General features: G+C 44.5%; 19 protein-coding genes. 18 read left to right on the top strand and 1 reads right to left on the bottom strand.

Going from position 1 to position 15675, the window contains the following annotated elements:
• The first annotated feature begins 5 nt into the window (after nt 1-5).
• The 18 genes from FG28_RS00300 to FG28_RS00210 all read left to right on the top strand — a co-directional run bounded on the left by FG28_RS00300 (nt 6) and on the right by FG28_RS00210 (nt 14637).
• Nucleotides 6-845: an RteC domain-containing protein gene (locus FG28_RS00300; RefSeq protein ID WP_036379025.1), complete on the top strand. Its 840-nt coding sequence runs from the start codon at nt 6-8 to the stop codon at nt 843-845.
• A gap of 284 nt (nt 846-1129) precedes the next feature.
• Nucleotides 1130-1408, top strand: coding sequence for a helix-turn-helix domain-containing protein (locus tag FG28_RS00290; RefSeq protein ID WP_036379020.1), 279 nt, complete (start codon nt 1130-1132; stop codon nt 1406-1408).
• A complete protein-coding gene (locus tag FG28_RS00285) occupies nt 1359-1949 on the top strand; it encodes a hypothetical protein (protein WP_231562580.1) in 591 nt (196 codons plus the stop codon). The genes FG28_RS00290 and FG28_RS00285 overlap by 50 nt, the downstream gene beginning before the upstream one ends.
• Nucleotides 1946-2608 (top strand): ATPase, encoded by a 663-nt coding sequence (locus FG28_RS00280; RefSeq protein WP_036379016.1) that lies wholly within the window; start codon nt 1946-1948, stop codon nt 2606-2608. Before FG28_RS00285 ends, FG28_RS00280 begins: the two co-directional genes overlap by 4 nt.
• Before the next feature lie 291 nt (nt 2609-2899).
• Nucleotides 2900-3187, top strand: coding sequence for a hypothetical protein (locus FG28_RS00275; RefSeq protein WP_036379014.1), 288 nt, complete (start codon nt 2900-2902; stop codon nt 3185-3187).
• A complete protein-coding gene (locus FG28_RS00270; RefSeq protein ID WP_036379012.1) occupies nt 3187-3465 on the top strand; it encodes a hypothetical protein in 279 nt (92 codons plus the stop codon). Before FG28_RS00275 ends, FG28_RS00270 begins: the two co-directional genes overlap by 1 nt.
• Nucleotides 3458-5869 (top strand): TraG family conjugative transposon ATPase, encoded by a 2412-nt coding sequence (locus FG28_RS00265; RefSeq protein ID WP_036379009.1) that lies wholly within the window; start codon nt 3458-3460, stop codon nt 5867-5869. The genes FG28_RS00270 and FG28_RS00265 overlap by 8 nt, the downstream gene beginning before the upstream one ends.
• Nucleotides 5866-6471, top strand: coding sequence for a conjugal transfer protein (locus FG28_RS00260; RefSeq protein ID WP_036379007.1), 606 nt, complete (start codon nt 5866-5868; stop codon nt 6469-6471). Before FG28_RS00265 ends, FG28_RS00260 begins: the two co-directional genes overlap by 4 nt.
• Nucleotides 6471-7310, top strand: a complete 840-nt coding sequence (locus FG28_RS00255; RefSeq protein ID WP_036379004.1) for a hypothetical protein — start codon at nt 6471-6473, stop codon at nt 7308-7310. The genes FG28_RS00260 and FG28_RS00255 overlap by 1 nt, the downstream gene beginning before the upstream one ends.
• Before the next feature lie 10 nt (nt 7311-7320).
• The gene (locus FG28_RS00250; RefSeq protein ID WP_036379002.1) at nt 7321-7947 is read left to right on the top strand and encodes a conjugal transfer protein TraK; all 627 of its coding nucleotides are present in this window, start codon (nt 7321-7323) and stop codon (nt 7945-7947) included.
• Complete coding sequence (gene traM / locus FG28_RS00245) at nt 7928-8860, top strand: conjugative transposon protein TraM (RefSeq protein WP_036379001.1); 933 nt, start codon at nt 7928-7930, stop codon at nt 8858-8860. Before FG28_RS00250 ends, traM begins: the two co-directional genes overlap by 20 nt.
• Complete coding sequence (locus FG28_RS00240; protein WP_036379000.1) at nt 8857-9642, top strand: DUF4138 domain-containing protein; 786 nt, start codon at nt 8857-8859, stop codon at nt 9640-9642. Before traM ends, FG28_RS00240 begins: the two co-directional genes overlap by 4 nt.
• A 339-nt stretch (nt 9643-9981) precedes the next feature.
• Nucleotides 9982-10656 (top strand): response regulator transcription factor, encoded by a 675-nt coding sequence (locus FG28_RS00235; RefSeq protein WP_036378998.1) that lies wholly within the window; start codon nt 9982-9984, stop codon nt 10654-10656.
• Between the two features lie 30 nt (nt 10657-10686).
• Nucleotides 10687-12366 carry an efflux RND transporter permease subunit gene (locus FG28_RS19940; protein WP_226789937.1) on the top strand — a complete coding sequence of 560 codons (1680 nt, stop codon included), beginning with the start codon at nt 10687-10689 and terminating at the stop codon, nt 12364-12366.
• A gap of 20 nt (nt 12367-12386) precedes the next feature.
• Nucleotides 12387-12632 (top strand): patatin-like phospholipase family protein, encoded by a 246-nt coding sequence (locus FG28_RS00225; RefSeq protein WP_036378995.1) that lies wholly within the window; start codon nt 12387-12389, stop codon nt 12630-12632.
• 7 nt (nt 12633-12639) lie between these two features.
• Nucleotides 12640-13413, top strand: a complete 774-nt coding sequence (locus FG28_RS00220) for a zinc-dependent peptidase (RefSeq protein ID WP_036378992.1) — start codon at nt 12640-12642, stop codon at nt 13411-13413.
• Between the two features lie 106 nt (nt 13414-13519).
• A complete protein-coding gene (locus FG28_RS20745; protein ID WP_036378989.1) occupies nt 13520-13786 on the top strand; it encodes a transposase in 267 nt (88 codons plus the stop codon).
• 20 nt (nt 13787-13806) lie between these two features.
• Nucleotides 13807-14637: an IS3 family transposase gene (locus tag FG28_RS00210; protein ID WP_231562579.1), complete on the top strand. Its 831-nt coding sequence runs from the start codon at nt 13807-13809 to the stop codon at nt 14635-14637.
• Nucleotides 14638-15126: 489 nt separating this feature from the next.
• Here the strand turns inward: FG28_RS00210 and FG28_RS00205 are convergent, their stop codons facing one another.
• Entirely contained in the window at nt 15127-15579 is a 453-nt protein-coding gene (locus FG28_RS00205) for a pyridoxamine 5'-phosphate oxidase family protein (protein ID WP_036378982.1), read from the bottom strand.
• Between the last annotated feature and the right edge of the window lie 96 nt (nt 15580-15675).

The following is a 15675-nucleotide window of genomic DNA, read 5'->3' as shown; positions in this document are numbered from 1 at the left end:
TCGTCATGAAATACCAAAAGCTGCTATCGGAATTTGAAGGGCAATTGGATGCCTTGGAAAGCGGGAACGGGGATATCCTTTTCAAAGCGGAAAAGGGAATCGTTCTCGTGGAGAAAAGTATCCGTAAACTCCAAAAACAGATTACCGGCAAGACCTTCGAGACCCAAGCAGACGAAATCTACTTCTTTAAGCATGTCAAACCCCAAATTTTTAGTAAGCTGATCTATTATGTAAAATTGTTCAATATCGAGAGCAAGCGGCCTAGGGGAAATGATACGGCACAGATCAAGTACCTACAACTTCAGATCGACAAGTTCCAGACCTTTTTTAACGATAATCTGGAGTTTTATAATTATTACCGTCGTGGGGCGATGTCCCTGGACGAACAATATTTTGTTAGGGGGAACCGAGATCTAAGGCTTCCCCTTGAATCCTTCCACTTTTTGATCGATGACCAGTTTTCCACCTGTCAGGATGGTACCGTGGCCACGATTATGGCCTATGACATGCTCATCGTGTACCTGAGAAAGGAGGTGGATGACCTACAAAACAATTTAGAACCCCAAAAGAACATGACCATGGAAAAACCTTCAAAACTCTTCTGGACCGGAAACAAGACCGATTTGATCGAACTTTTATATGCACTCCAATCCAGCAAATGCATCAATAGCGGTACCACGGACATCAAGGAGTTGGCCTCGCATTTTGAACATTTTTACAATGTGGACCTCGGTAACTACTACCACACTTTTATTGATATCCGGTCCCGAAAGACCAGTAAGACCCGCTTTTTGGACAAGCTCATTGAGATGCTCAACCAACGGATGGATTCCCTGGATGAATGAGTTTTAGTTTTTCCCAAGTTGGTACCAACTTGGGAATTTGCATTTTGATGGGCCATAGTGCCAGGATTATGGGTTTTCTGAGGTTTTCAATAGGTTTACAAAGGTCAAATTCAACCAAATACCATCAAATCCTATGCATTGAAAAAAACACCCACCTTGGTACCAACTTGGGAAGTTTTTTCAATTTTGTTTTTGAGTTTTGTCCCAGAAAGTCAAATCAGTGGATGGGTCACCAAATGACATAAAAATCATGCAGTGGCCCTTCCTATTAAAACACAAAACACATGGGAGCGACCATCATTACCACCGAAGATTTAAGGGAGTTCAAGATAGAACTGTTGGAGGACATCAAGGACCTTTTGCAGAACGAAAAGGGACAACGCAACAAAAAATGGCTCAAATCAAATGAGGTGCGGGACCTCTTGGGCATATCCCCGGGCACCCTTCAAAACCTAAGGATCAATGGGACCCTACCCTATACAAAGATAGGAGGGGTGCTCTACTATGAATACCATGAGATCATGGAAGTACTGGAGCAGAACAAGGTCCATAACCGCATCTAAGATGGAGGACATCAATTATATCAAACACCTGAACGGGGTGTTTGCCCAGTTTGCCAAGGACAACCGTTTGAACCCGACCCATATCAGCCTGTATATCGGACTCTTCCAATTGTGGAACCAAAACTATTTTGTGGCCGAGTTCTATATCAGTAGGGAAGAGGCCATGGCTTATGCCAAAATAGGCTCCAAATCGACCTATCACCGCTGCATCCGAGAGCTCAGCCATTGGAACTATATCCTGTACTCTCCATCCCACAATCCCTACAAGGGCAGCCGAATCAAGATGTTCGATTTTGGGACAAGTACTGGACAAGCCCTGGACCAGTACCGTACCAAATTCGGGACAAGCAGTGGACAAGCGTTGGTACCTATAAACAAACTTATACAAACAACTAAAAACATTACAAACGGGAAGAAACGGAAAAAAATGAAAAAGAAAGTTTTTGAGATCGAAGAAAACAATGCCAAACGCACCCCCACTGTCCCATATCTGGACAACTTGCGGACTAGCAAGGACAAGGACTACAACGAACCGCTATGAATTTTAAGGCCCCACATATCATCACTGAAGGTGCCATAAGCTATGAACTGGGCTCCTTGAAGGGCAGGGAGATCAAATACGATTTCGATAAGATCCTGGTCTACCTCGATGCCAAGGGAAAACTCCTGTTTGGCAAGAAGTTCAGGATGCACAGGGAGGACCGGGAGATGCTGTACAAGCTCAGTCTCTACTTTATCAGGGACAGGGAACGTTGCAAACAGTTCGGGATCGATGTGGATAAGGGCCTTCTCCTTTCAGGTCCGGTAGGCTGTGGGAAGACCAGTTTGATGAAACTGTTCAAGTTCATGGTGCCCCACCAAAGGCCTTATGAAGTCATTCCCTCCAGGAACATTGTCTTTGGCTTCAACCATTTGGGCTATAAGATTATTGGGGACTATGGAAACACCCAATCCTTTTGTTTTGACGACCTGGGTGTGGAACCTGATGGGGTCCATTTTGGAAAGGAGTGCAATGTCATGGGGGAGATCTTGCTGTCCCGCTATGAGCTGTTCACTGACCATAAGATCAAGACCCATGCCACCACCAATCTCAATGCACAGGAACTCGAATTAAGGTATGGGAACCGAGTAAGGTCAAGAATGCGGGAACTCTTTAACCTAGTGGGATTCGATAAGGACAGTAAGGACAAAAGAAAATAAGGTTTTGTGGCGGTGTAGCATGTAGCTTTGAATTTTGGCGAATTGCAACACTTTTTGATGGGCCGATCAGCCACTTTTGACGTTTTTCTGCTTTTGTGATGGGAACCAGATGGCACTTATGAACAAGGACTGGTCAAGGAACAATTAAATCTGTACGGATTCCTGACCAATTGAGCTTCTTTCTATGCAGCTAAAATGATATTCACAAATAATTGATAATCAGTTATTTGAATATATATTTATAATACTTTTCACATATCAAAAATCGTCTAACCCTTAAACGTTTACGATATGCGAAAATCTTTCTTCATCACCTTAATGTTGCTTTTTACCTCCAGTGCCCTTTTGGCCCAGATCGGAGGCATCGAGGATTCGGTCAACGATATTTCAGATACCATTCGGGCCATCTTTCCTATCATCCTGGGAGTTATCTTTTTAGTGGGTTTCCTGTTCAATGCCGGACATTTCTTTGGGGAAAATTCTGATCTAAAAAGGGGCATTACCCGGGTCTTGGTCTTTGTTTTGATTGCCGGTGCAGTTGTGGGCATATTTACCTATCTCATTGGAATCGTGGTCTGATGAAACGGTTCGAGGTCTATAGAAATATTAGAAAGCGGGCCATGATCATGGGGCTGTCCATTTCCCTGTTTGCCCTGATGATGGTGTCTATCATCGGTTCGCTTTTGATCATCATTTTTTCGTTTCAATTTGGTGTCATCGTGGGCCTACTGCTCTTCAATGCCCTTCTCTATGGGGCATTGTTGCAGTGGGTGAAGCAACCTTTCCAATGGAGGGTAGTGCAAACCTTTCCCAAGAACATAAGCCTAAAACAGTTAAATCCCATTGACTATGTCTAAGCTCAATTTCAATGCATTTCACCCAATCCTGGATATCCAAAACCATGTGGTCTTTGGGAGCAATGGCAATGTGGTGTTGTGTTATCAAGTGGAATTACCTGAGATATACTCCCTTTCTGAGACGGATTTTGAGGAGCTGCACGGGATGTGGTTCCAAGCTTTTAAATCCTTGCCCGTGGGTGCTATTATCCATAAGCAGGATAGGTATCAAAAGAAAGGTTATGATGCTAGGAACCTTCCAAGGGATACCTTTCTGGCAAAGGCTACCCATGATTATTTTGTAGGTAGGGAGCATTTGGACCATCAGAGTTATCTCTTATTTGTACTTCCTCTTGAGAAGGCATTCAATGCCACCAAATATGTCAATCCCTTTCGAAAAGTGGAGAATGGTCTTCACCGTAAACTGGATGTGCAGGTAGCGGAATTTATTACTTCGGTGAACGATGCGGTATCCTATGTCAACAACTCCAAAAGCGTGACCATGGTTCCCATGGAACCTGAAGCCATATTGAAGCATACCCATAATTATTTCAATGGGTTCAATCTTGATTTTGATACGGATATCCAGCTCGGAAAAGGCCCATTGGAAATTGGTGACCATTATTTCGATGTGATGGCCATCAATAATGAAAAATGTTTTGGAGAAACCGTGCAGAGCAGTGTGCCCAATGGGAAATTCAGTTCGGACGGATTCAGCTTTCATAAGGGTTTTATGGACGATCTGGGACTGGAATTGGGGGAAAACCATATCATCAACCAGATTCTTTTTCTGGACGATACCCATCAATGGCGCAAACGATTGGACAAAAAAATAGAGGAACTCTCCAAGAGCTCCAATTTTGGTTCCCAGAACAAAGTGGTTCGCAACAAGGTCCAACATATCTTGGACAGGATCAATGGGGATGATACCGCACGGATTGTTCGTGGCCATGTGAATATTGTTTTTTGGCATACGGAAGCTGGGGTGTTGAAGCGCATTGCTTCTGGCATCAAGGCGCAATTAAAGGAATTGGATATTCGACCCTATCATCCCAACGGAGAGGAGCGCAAACATTATTTTTTGAACTCCTATCCCAGTCATGCTTCCAACTTTTCCAATGAGGATCTCTTCGTGATGGATCTCAAAGCGGCCCTTTGTCTGTATATCAACAATACCAATTATCGCTCTGATGAAACAGGGATCGTTTTTAATGATAGACAGTACAATATTCCTGTGGTCAAGGATGTATGGGACGAGGGGAAAAGGCGTATCAAGGCCCGGAACTTTGCCATTTTTGCCCCGACCGGGGAGGGGAAATCCTTTTTGGCCAATAATATTCTACGTCAATACTTTGAGGCCGATGTACGACTGGTCATTATCGATCTAGGGGGTTCCTATGCCAAATTTGCCCAATTGTATCCCGATGATCATATCATATTGCGATACGAACAGGGGAAGAATCTGGGCATCAATCCCTTTTACATTTCAGAACAGTCCGATTTGAATCCCGAACGCTTGGAAGATCTGGCCCTGTTCCTTTTGGAGCTCTTGGCGGAAAGCCATGTGACCAAATCCAAGGAAGTGGCCTTGAAAAAAGTGTTGTTGCACTATTATAATAAGATCATGGAGGGGCATTCCTTGGCTTCCCTATATCAGTTCGTTGATAGGAACAAAGATACTTTGATCGAGGATACACGGGTTCAGGAATCGGATTTCAATGTCTATGGATTTTTGCACATCCTTTCCGAATATGTGGACGGGGGACTGTACAGTTTTCTGTTTCATATGGCAGAAGATCAGACCTATAAAATTGAGGACAAGCGTTTAATTGTCTTTGAGTTGGACGAGGTGCGCGACAATAGGGAAATCCTGTCCGTAATGCTCAAATTGATCAAGTCGGCCATCCAACGCACCATTTGGCGAAACCGTTCGGAAAGGGGCATTATTCTTTTCGATGAGTTTGCCAAGCAGCTCAAGTTTCCCAATGTCCTGGAGAGTGTGGAGTTCTATTACCAGGCCATCCGAAAACAGAACGGGGCCATTGGGATCATCCTGCAATCCATCAACCAGTTACCTGAAAATGCCACTTCGGCAAGTATCCTGGAGAATACCCAAGTAATTTATAGCCTGCGGAACGAGAAGGGCTATCATGAATTGGTTAGACGGTTGCACCTCTCCAACCATGATCTCAATCAATTAAAGTCCCTTAGAAACAATCTTACTGGGGAACGCAAATACACCGAGATCTTTGTCAAGATCGGGAAGGAAAGCAATGTCTTTCGCTTGGAGGTACCCCCAGAGGTCTATGCGGCCTATCTCACCGATGGGATGGAACATGGTCAGATCATGGAACTCTTTGCACAGTTCGGGGATATGGAACGGGCCATTACGGAATTTATAAATCAACAAAAGAAAATGATATGAAAATAGATTGGAAACAAACCTTATGGAACAATCCCCGATTGTGGATCTTGGCGCTGATCTTGGCCATTTCCTTGTCCGGCCGTGCTACGGCCCAGGGGATGCCGGTGTATGACAACACGAACTTTATCAGTATGACGAAGTCCTTGTTGGAATCGGCCAAACAGACCTCTGAACTGCTAAAGACCGTGGAGTTTTTAAAGGAACAGAAGGACAATATTGTCAAGGTCAATAACACCATCAAACAACTGAAGGCGCTTCGGGAATTGGCACGTAACAACGAGATTTTATTTCGAACGGTACAGAACGATCTTCGTGATATTCTGAACTCCCCCTATATCAAGGCGGGGGAAGTGGAACAGGTATCCAAAGCCTTTGAGCAGATCATGGATACGGCCATTGATGACCTGGATTTTGTATACCAGATCTTGTCTAGTGATTTTTTGAAGATGACCGATGCGGAGCGTACCGCCATTTTGATGGAAAAGAAAGTCCAGTCCCAGGAAATGGTGGCCGAGCTTGAGGTCAAGACCCGTCGCTATCGAGAGATCATCTCCTTTCGGAGGATGCAGGATATTATCAATAATCGGGAAACGGAATACTGATGGCGGGATACTTTTTGGGCATAGGATTGGAATATGTGGATGCGGTCTTTCAGACCATCAAGGACAGTGATTTCTCCCAATATACCATTGTGGGGATGAAGACCTTGGCCGTCCTGTTCTTTTTGATAAATATATTGAAGAAATACAATGAGGGCATCGCCACCATCGATGGCCATACCTGGGGATTGACCCCAACGGAACTGGCCAAGAATTTTTTGGTGGTGCTGCTGGTCATTTTCTCCACAGAGGTATTGGGAGTCTTCGATGGCATTTTGGTGGCCATTGAGGTCCAATACCGGGACACGGCTCCGGCACTCCTCCCATTGCAGCTGCAGGATGTAGATCTGGAACGGGATGTGGGTGCCTTGGAAGCCGCCAAAAAGGCCATGGCACTGTTGTATGAGGCCCTGGTGACCCCTTTGTACGGTTTGAAGGTCTTGGCCTTTATCATCGGGGTCATTCTTTGGTTGATGGACCTGTTCATCTATCCTTTGTTCCTTGCGGAGCGGTATTTCCTGTTGGGAATCCTACAGGCCTTTTTTCCCTTGGTCATCAGTTTGGCCGTCTTTGAGAAATTCAGGCCCTTGGCCTATCAGTTTTTTAAGTTGTATGCAGCTGTATATATGCTGGTGCCCGCCTTCTTTTTGGTCAATGTCTTCGTCAACAACCTTTATACGGAGATCAGTACCAACTTCTGGGGGAACCTCTTTGGTTTTGATTTTGGGAGTGAATTCTTTGCCCCGATCATTGAACTCGGGACCATTGGCTTTATTGTCTTGCTCAAATTTAAATTGTACCGAAGGGCGACCAGTTTTACCCTTCGATTGTTCACCGGTTAAATTGAAGTCTATGAAAACACCTTTTAAAAGTATTGTTCATGTGCTGCGGCTCAACCGTTTTGTGGTTCTTGCCGTGGTTATCGCCTCGGTTTTGGTCTGTATGGTTGCTATGGTCCTAGTGGGCAGGATATACCGTGAATCGTTGAACGGGGCCTTCGTGGTCAATGGGGAAGGGGAGGTCATACCGCTTTCCTGGGCCGAACAACGGGATCATCTGGAAGTGGAGGCCCTGGCCCATTTGGAACAGTTTCATAGGTGGTTTTATGGGGTGGATGCCGGCAGTTATGAGAAGAACATGGAAAGGGCCCTTTGGTTGGGCAATGCCTCCGTTGGTGCTGTCTTTCAACAGAAAAAGGCAGACGGTTTCTATAACCGGTTGTTGCAATATTCCCTTGTGCAAGAGGTCATCCGAATCGATACAGAGCTGGATTGGGATGGGTCTTCCTTTGCGTTTAGGACCCAATTGCATATACGGATCAATCGGGGAACCGTCACCGATACCTATGAACTGGTGACCTCGGGACATTTGATCCAGGTGGAACGGAATTTTCCCCATAATCCTCATGGATTGTTGATCACTGATTTTTTTGAAAACTCACTTCGTAAACTAGAAACTCATGAAAACACAGAAGAATAAAATAGTTTTTGTGCTGGTACTGGCATGTATGGTACTCTTTATCACCATATATAGCATCGTCACTTTTGGTAAGCCAAAAAAGGAAAGCCTTGATGTAGGGAGGATCCCCATGCCGGATCTGGAGGACACTTCGGTGGAGTTTGAAACCAAACTGGAAGCCGTGGAAGCCATCAAGGTGGAAAAACAATCCACGGCACCCCAAGTGTATCCCGACCACATGGTGGATGATAAAGGGTATTTCAATCCCGATTATATGGAATATGAAAAGCAGCGTATCATAGACAGCGTCTATGATATCAATGCCTTTACTGCAAAAAAAAATTCTGTATCGGATGCAGGTGTAATGCCCAAGTTGGGGACTGTAAAGAAGGTAAAGGTAGACGATGAAAAGTTGACAATGGGTTCCCCAAGGACGGAAACGGAGCTAGGATTGGTACATCAACTGTTCTTTGCCTCCAATCCAAAAAGGAACCGTTCCGATGGAAATTTACCAACTACTGCTGTGGCCAAGGTGTATGTGGATGGGGACCAGACCCTTCGGGATGGACAACGATTGGACTTGCGACTCGCCCATGACTATGTTGTGGATGGGAAAAGGATGCCAGGAGGTACCCGCCTCTATGGCTTTGTAAAGATAAGGCCCAACCGGGTGATGGTGGAACTTACCCGATTGGGGACAACCCTTATGGATATGCAAGCCTATGATGCCCAGGATGGGCAGGAAGGGATTTATGTGAAGAACCATCTGCGGGGTGAAGTGGTGGATCGGTCTTTGGATGAGGGCCTTGGAGAGATCAATGTGCCGGGTGTGCCCCAGTTCAATGGGATCAAACGCATATTTCAGCGTGATCAACGTACCGTTAAAGTTCAGATTTCCGACCATTATCAATTTTTCTTAATACCTAGATCATGAGAACACTAAACGTCATCATTGCAGTAATGCTAATGGCCTATGGGCACACCGTATCGGGCCAAAAGGTTTTGGACACCATCCAAGCCAATTCACAAATGAACGTGGCCCTCTTTTTTCCCAGTCCCATCAAACAGGCTATAACGGGAAACACTAAAGCGATCTTTACCTATAACCGGGAAGAAGCTCAATATTTTGGGCTATTGCAGGCCACAGCCAACACCATTACCAACCTTTTGGTGGTCACCATGGACGGACAAGCATATGAATTTAAGGTGGCCTATAGGGAAAACGTTGCCCAAACCCATTTTTTTGTGGACAAGGCGCACAGCATTGGTCCAGTACAGCCATTACCTGGTAAAAAAGGGGATTCCTTGGCTTCCCACACAGCTCGATTTGCTTTTTTAAGTGGATTGCTATCAAGTGATGGAAATGGTGCCTTGGCATCGGTGCGAAGAAAGGGAATCCGATTGCGGTTGAAAAGGTTGGTCTACCGAAACGCTCAAGTATTTATGGTCGTAGAGGTGCACAACCGATCAGGCATTGATTTTGAAGTAGGCACCCTTGAGGCCCTAAGGATAAATGGCAGCTTGAAACGGAGATCCTCGTATCAAGAAACCAGGTTGGAACCCCACTATATCTTTGAACGACCCAAAATTATTAAAACCGGGACTTCCCAACGATTTGTACTTGTGCTACCCAAATTTGTCCTATCCCATAAGGAGCATCTAAGACTGATTCTCTTGGAAAGCCGTGGAGGCAGAAGGTTGGAGCTCAACTATTGACCTATCGATAAAGAGAAGTGGAATCCCTTATAGGGTATATAATTTAACATGAAAACAAAATTTTGCCATAACAAAGGTTATAGTGTTGGCCAAGAAAGGAAATGAAATAGGAATGGTACACCTCAGGAAAAATGGAACTGGCTTCCAGCTGTATTAAAAGCATTGGCACATCAGCATATCATTGTCATCCAACCGTCCGATTCAAGTCATGGATAGTTTGTTAGTGAAGGAATGAAAGGGACATCAGTCGCAACAACCTGATCCATTGCTGGAAGTGTAGATGGCGACTTTAGAATTCCTAAAGATTTGAGATCTATTTTTATACCATAAATTTATGGTATGAAGATCCTTATTGCAGAAGACGAGACCGAACTCCAGAAATCCATTGCCACCTATTTGGAAAGGGATGGCAATGTCTGTGAAATGGCTTCAGACTACCACGAGGCCCTCTATAAGATTGACCTCTATGAATATGATCTGTTGGTCCTGGACATCAACCTGATCACCGGTAGTGGATTGGATATCCTAAAACTGTTGAAGCGCAACCGTTCGGAGACCCCGACCATCATCATCTCCGCCAACAATTCCTTGGACGATAAACTGGAAGGATTGGATCTGGGTGCCGATGACTATTTGACCAAACCCTTTCATTTGGCCGAACTCAATTCGAGGATAAAGGCGGTTTTGAGAAGGGGCAAGTTTGGGGGCAATGACCGTTTGGAGTTCCACGAGATTTCCATTGATACGCGCTCTAGGACCGCTTATGTCAATGAGCAAGCCCTTTCCTTGACCCGTAAGGAATTCGATCTCTTGCTTTTTTTTGTCACCAATAAGGGACGGGTGCTTTCCAAAGAGATCATCGCCGAACATTTATGGGGGGATCATAGCGATCTTGCGGATAATTTTGATTTTATTTATGTCCATATCAACAACCTGCGCAAAAAATTGACCGAAGCAGGGGCCAAGTATATCAAAACGGCCTACGGAAGTGGGTATAAGTTCGTGGAAGAGTGATCTATGGGGGATACCTTGAAAAAAATACGATTGATCAGAAAGACCTCCAAAACTTTTTTGGGGATCAGTGCCCTGTTGATGTTGGTCAGTACGGTGGCCCTTTATTTCTATCTGAGGAACCTGCTCCAGTCTGAAGTGGAGGAAGAGCTCCGTTCGACAGAGGCACGGATCGAAAGTTCCCTGATCGAAAATCCGGAGCCTTTTCAATTGTCCCCGGTGGTCGAGATCCAAAAGGTATCCCGGTTGGGCAATGAGGTGCTAAAGGATACCATCATCTATGATCCCTCCCAGGATGAAATGGAAGAGTTCAGGGAACTGTCCACCTTCTCCGCCATCAATGGTGAAAATTATAGGATCACGGTCCGCGCACTTGTGGTGGAATCGGAGAATATCCTGATCGCCGTGGTCATTTCCTATTTGGTGATCATCCTTTTGGTATTCCTGTTCCTGTTTTATGTGAATCGTTCGAGGAACCAAAAACTGTGGACCCCTTTTTTCCACAACCTGGAGCAAATGAAACGGTTTTCGCTCAGCTCCGATGCTCCCATCGCCCTGATGGACAGTGGAATCCTGGAGTTCTCCGAATTGAATTCAGAGATCAAGATCTTGACCAATAAGGTCCGTTCGGATTATCGGAACCTGAAACAATATACGGAGGATGTATCCCATGAGATGCAGACCCCCTTGGCCATTATACAGGCAAAGATCGAGAACGTGATCAATATGGAGGAACCATTGGACGACCAGCAGTTCGAACAACTCACTTCCATCCAAAGGGATATACAGCGACTCTCCCAAATGACCAAGCGCTTGACCTTGTTGACCAAGATCGAGAACAACCAGTTCGCCAATATCGAGCAACTGGAAACCCAGATCCAAGGGGTGGTCATCAGTAGTATAATTGAAAGGGAGCAGGTAGTGAATATCCGGTTGGTATTTCCCGGCACCAACACCAATTCGGTTTCCGATATCCAACAAATGACCCTGCAATTGCCCAGTGGGGATATTGTACCCTTACAAAAAGTGGCGAAAATTGAAATAGGGAAGGGAGTGGCAGAGATCAATCGGGAAAACCAAAAATCCATAGGGGTCGTTACGGCTCGCTTGAACAACAGGGACCTTGGGTCTACCTTGACCGATATCCGAAACAATCTGTCCACGAAGATCAGCCTTCCCCCGGGGTATCATATTGAATATGGAGGGGAATACCAGCAACAACAACAGGCTTTTAAGGAATTGATGCTCATTTTGATTGCCGCGGTACTGTTGGTCTTTACCGTCATATTGTTTCTGTTCAGAAAGATCAAGATTGCTCTTGCCATCATATTCATTGCCATTTTAGGGGTTGCAGGTTGTCTGTTGAGTCTATTATTGACAGGAACACCTTTGAATGTAGGAAGTTACACAGGTATCATTATGATAGTTGGGATTATCGGGGAGAATGCCATTTTTACCTATCAACAGTACCAAGAATGTGATGTTTCGTTATCACACCCACAAAAGATCGAATATTCCATAGCGCAACGATTGCGGCCCAAATTAATGACAGCCACTGCCGCAATCATGGCCTTGATCCCCTTGGCCCTGGGTATCGGAGCAGGGGCCCAGTTGCACCAGCCCTTGGCGATTGCCGTCATCGGAGGGTTGGTCTTCGCATTGCCATTGTTATTGGTGGTACTTCCAATTATACTTAAATTGTTGAAGGAGTAAAAACAATTTAAAAGATTCCATTGATTGGAATTGCTTTGTCAGGAGGAGGTGCAAGGGGAGCTGCCCATATAGGGGTCCTTCAGGCCCTTAACGACCACGGGATATTTCCGGAAGATGTTTCCGGATCCAGTGCGGGAAGTATCATCGCGGCATTGTACTGGTTTGGATATACCCCGTTGGAGATTCTAGACCTGTCGCACAAAAAGGAGTTTTTGAAGATCTTTAAATTGGGAATCTTCAATAAGAGATTCACTTTACTGAAGTAACACAAATATGATTTATGTTTTTGTATTAATAGTTATTCTTCTATTTTTTGTTTATAACTATAGAAAGTCGCAACGGCGTAAACCTCGGCCTTTTCCTGGTCACTGGCATGAGCTGGCAATGGCTTATGTGGTTTACTACCGAAATCTTCCTGGAAACAAGCAAATGCTATTTCAACGCAGAATGATGGAATTTCTAAGTGAAGTCTACATTGAAGGTGTGCGATTGGAATTACAAGATCTTGATAAGGTTTTGATTGCGGCAAGTGCAATTATACCTGTTTTTGGATTTGAAGAGTGGCATTATACCAATTTAAGTGGAATCTTGTTATATCCCGATTACTTCAATGCGGACATGCAATTCAATGGTAAGGCAAAAACACGGAATATTGGTGGAATTGTTGGTAACGGACGTTTTGAAAAACAGATGATATTATCAAAAAAGGCATTATACCATGGTTTTGTGAACCAAAGTGATAAAAGCAATACCGGCATACACGAATTTGTACACCTTTTAGATAAGCTTGATGATTTTGCAGATGGTATTCCGGAAAGATTATTAGAGCATCAATATACCATACCTTGGATAAATTTGATCCATAAGGAAATGGAAGCGATAAACAGTGACCATTCTGATATTCGAAAATATGGTGGAACAAACGCTGTTGAATTTTTTGCAGTTGCTTCAGAGTATTTTTTTGAACGTCCAGATTTACTCAAAAAAAAACATCCAGAACTTTATAACATGTTGGTTGTGTGCTTTATGCAGAATCCTGAGGCCTGAATTCATAATTGAATTATATCATTTGCAATTGATCAATTTGTAACCCTCCCAAAAAATCGGACTGGTTTGAATTAGACAAAAAGTTTAATTTTAACAGTCAGATATTATGAAGAGAACCAAGTTTACCGAGAGCCAGATCGTATCCTGCATCAAGCAGTACGAATCAGGGGTCAAAGTGGACCAGATCTGTAGGGAGATGGGCATCCACAAGGCCACATTTTACAATTGGAAGAAACGATATTCGGGGATGGACAGCCTCGAGCTCAAGCGCCTGAAGGAACTTGAGGAGGAGAACCGCAAGCTCAAGCAGATGTATGCGGACATGGCCCTTGACAACAAGATGCTCAAGGACGTGCTCTCAAAAAAGTGGTAGGCCCCGGTGAGAGGAAAAACATGGTGGCCTACCTGAGGGAATATTACAGGGTAAGCATCACCAGGGCCTGCAGGACATTGACGTTCCCAAAATCGATGTACTATTACCGCTCCGTGAAAGATGACAGTGAGGTGATCGACAAGTTGCTGGAGCTTTCCGTGGCCAAGCCAAGGGAAGGACAGGACAAATACTATCAGCGGATAAGACTGGAGGGCCATAAATGGAACAAGAAGCGGGTCAGGCGGGTATACCTGATGCTGGGCCTGAACTTGAGGAGAAAGACCAAAAAGAGGTTGCCCAAGCGGGTCAAGGAGCCCCTGGTGCTGCCCGATGGTCCGAACATGACATGGTCCATGGACTTCATGAGCGATTCATTGGTGCACGGGAGAAGGTTCAGGACGTTCAACATCATCGATGACTTCAACAGGAAGGCCATCGGCGTTGAGGCCGAGTTCAGTTTCCCCGCCATGGGCGTGGTACAGGTACTGAAGAGGGCCATCGGGGAACACGGCAGGCCCGAAAGGGTCAGGGTGGACAACGGGCCCGAGTTCCTTGCACTTGATTTCACAAGATGGTGCGGGGCCCAAGGGATAGACATCCAGTACACCCAGCCGGGAAGGCCCATGCAGAACGGGTTCATTGAACGGTTCAACCGTACCTACAGACAGGATGTACTTGACGCACATCTGTTCGAGGACATTTCACAGGTACGCATATTGACCGAGGAATGGATAAAGGATTACAACATGAAACGGCCACACGAGGCCTTGGGTGGGATCACCCCGGAATGCTACGAAAAGGAATTCTCTTCCAAGCAAGCTTGCTTGGAAGAACAAATAAAAGTCGTCTAACCAATGGTCCGAGAAAAGGGAGGGTTACAAATTTTAAAAGCTGATTCGTAGATGCCCCAATCTTTTTATGCTTACCTCCCAAACCAGGATCGTTTAATAGTATAATAACCTTAATTTTAAGCAGCAAGGGCAAATGTGATTAACAGTTAAGAGTGATTTCTCTAAATTTTGCGTGAATTTGGGTTCTGTTTGTGGTTATGAATCCTTTCAGGAGATAATAGGTCAGATTTGGTGTCGGGATCCAATATAATGTTCCGATCTATTGCTTTAGGGTCATTAAAATGTCCCAGAATGGTTTTGCCACAATACGCCGTGAGCTTAATTTTCTTCAATTATTAGATTAGAGATTACTTAGACCTTAAAAATCGTATTCCAATTTTAAACGAATTTTGGCCTTGTTTAATTTTTTTTAACCACGTTAAAATCTTTTCGTTTCTCATTTCGGAATCCTATGATTCAAAAAGATGGTCTCTTTTTGAAATCTATCTTTTATTTTTTTCTTCTTTTACCCGACATTTCTAGTATTTTGATTTGAAAGACGACTGGAATGCCATTAGCAGATGATTTACTGGAAAATTCATTGATGAACCCTACCTCTCTGTTTTCTTTTCTACGGATAATGTCCTTCACGCCTTCGGTGAATAGATGTAATTTTTGTTTGGCACTACTGCCTCGAATTTCTTCGAATGTACCTTGTAACATGACCGATTCCCAATTGGATATGGATTGCACTTGTTCGACTTGAACGGCAACCGATTTGTTGGCTCGCATCGCATCGATTTTATGGCCTTCCGAGGTATAGCTAATGATCGTATTGTCCGTAGGGTCAAAATAATAGGTAAAGGGAATCACATGGGGCTTCCCTTGCCATAGATAGGCCAAGTGGCCGAGGTAATTGTTCCTGAGTATGCGTTCGATCGCGTTTGGTGTTAAATCTGTCATTATTAATGTATTTCAATATTACTAATCGTTTTATATGTATGGTGCCTAGCGCAGTTACAGTTTGCATTCCGCCACTGATTGTATATTTCCTTATTT

The organism is Muricauda sp. MAR_2010_75, from assembly GCF_000745185.1.
In the GTDB taxonomy this organism is placed as follows: domain Bacteria; phylum Bacteroidota; class Bacteroidia; order Flavobacteriales; family Flavobacteriaceae; genus Flagellimonas.
The sequence above is the reverse complement of the archived record's forward strand: the minus strand, read 5'-3'. Positions and strand labels throughout refer to the sequence as shown.

Bases quoted from the DNA above. Each gene is read 5' to 3' on its own strand.
- FG28_RS00300 (WP_036379025.1), top strand. From the start codon at position 6: ATGAAATACCAAAAGCTGCTATCGGAATTTGAAGGGCAATTGGATGCC.
- FG28_RS00290 (WP_036379020.1), top strand. From the start codon at position 1,130: ATGGGAGCGACCATCATTACCACCGAAGATTTAAGGGAGTTCAAGATA.
- FG28_RS00285 (WP_231562580.1), top strand. From the start codon at position 1,359: ATGAGATCATGGAAGTACTGGAGCAGAACAAGGTCCATAACCGCATCT.
- FG28_RS00280 (WP_036379016.1), top strand. From the start codon at position 1,946: ATGAATTTTAAGGCCCCACATATCATCACTGAAGGTGCCATAAGCTAT.
- FG28_RS00275 (WP_036379014.1), top strand. From the start codon at position 2,900: ATGCGAAAATCTTTCTTCATCACCTTAATGTTGCTTTTTACCTCCAGT.
- FG28_RS00270 (WP_036379012.1), top strand. From the start codon at position 3,187: ATGAAACGGTTCGAGGTCTATAGAAATATTAGAAAGCGGGCCATGATC.
- FG28_RS00265 (WP_036379009.1), top strand. From the start codon at position 3,458: ATGTCTAAGCTCAATTTCAATGCATTTCACCCAATCCTGGATATCCAA.
- FG28_RS00260 (WP_036379007.1), top strand. From the start codon at position 5,866: ATGAAAATAGATTGGAAACAAACCTTATGGAACAATCCCCGATTGTGG.
- FG28_RS00255 (WP_036379004.1), top strand. From the start codon at position 6,471: ATGGCGGGATACTTTTTGGGCATAGGATTGGAATATGTGGATGCGGTC.
- FG28_RS00250 (WP_036379002.1), top strand. From the start codon at position 7,321: ATGAAAACACCTTTTAAAAGTATTGTTCATGTGCTGCGGCTCAACCGT.
- traM (WP_036379001.1), top strand. From the start codon at position 7,928: ATGAAAACACAGAAGAATAAAATAGTTTTTGTGCTGGTACTGGCATGT.
- FG28_RS00240 (WP_036379000.1), top strand. From the start codon at position 8,857: ATGAGAACACTAAACGTCATCATTGCAGTAATGCTAATGGCCTATGGG.
- FG28_RS00235 (WP_036378998.1), top strand. From the start codon at position 9,982: ATGAAGATCCTTATTGCAGAAGACGAGACCGAACTCCAGAAATCCATT.
- FG28_RS00220 (WP_036378992.1), top strand. From the start codon at position 12,640: ATGATTTATGTTTTTGTATTAATAGTTATTCTTCTATTTTTTGTTTAT.
- FG28_RS20745 (WP_036378989.1), top strand. From the start codon at position 13,520: ATGAAGAGAACCAAGTTTACCGAGAGCCAGATCGTATCCTGCATCAAG.
- FG28_RS00210 (WP_231562579.1), top strand. From the start codon at position 13,807: ATGGTGGCCTACCTGAGGGAATATTACAGGGTAAGCATCACCAGGGCC.
- FG28_RS00205 (WP_036378982.1), bottom strand. From the start codon at position 15,579: ATGACAGATTTAACACCAAACGCGATCGAACGCATACTCAGGAACAAT.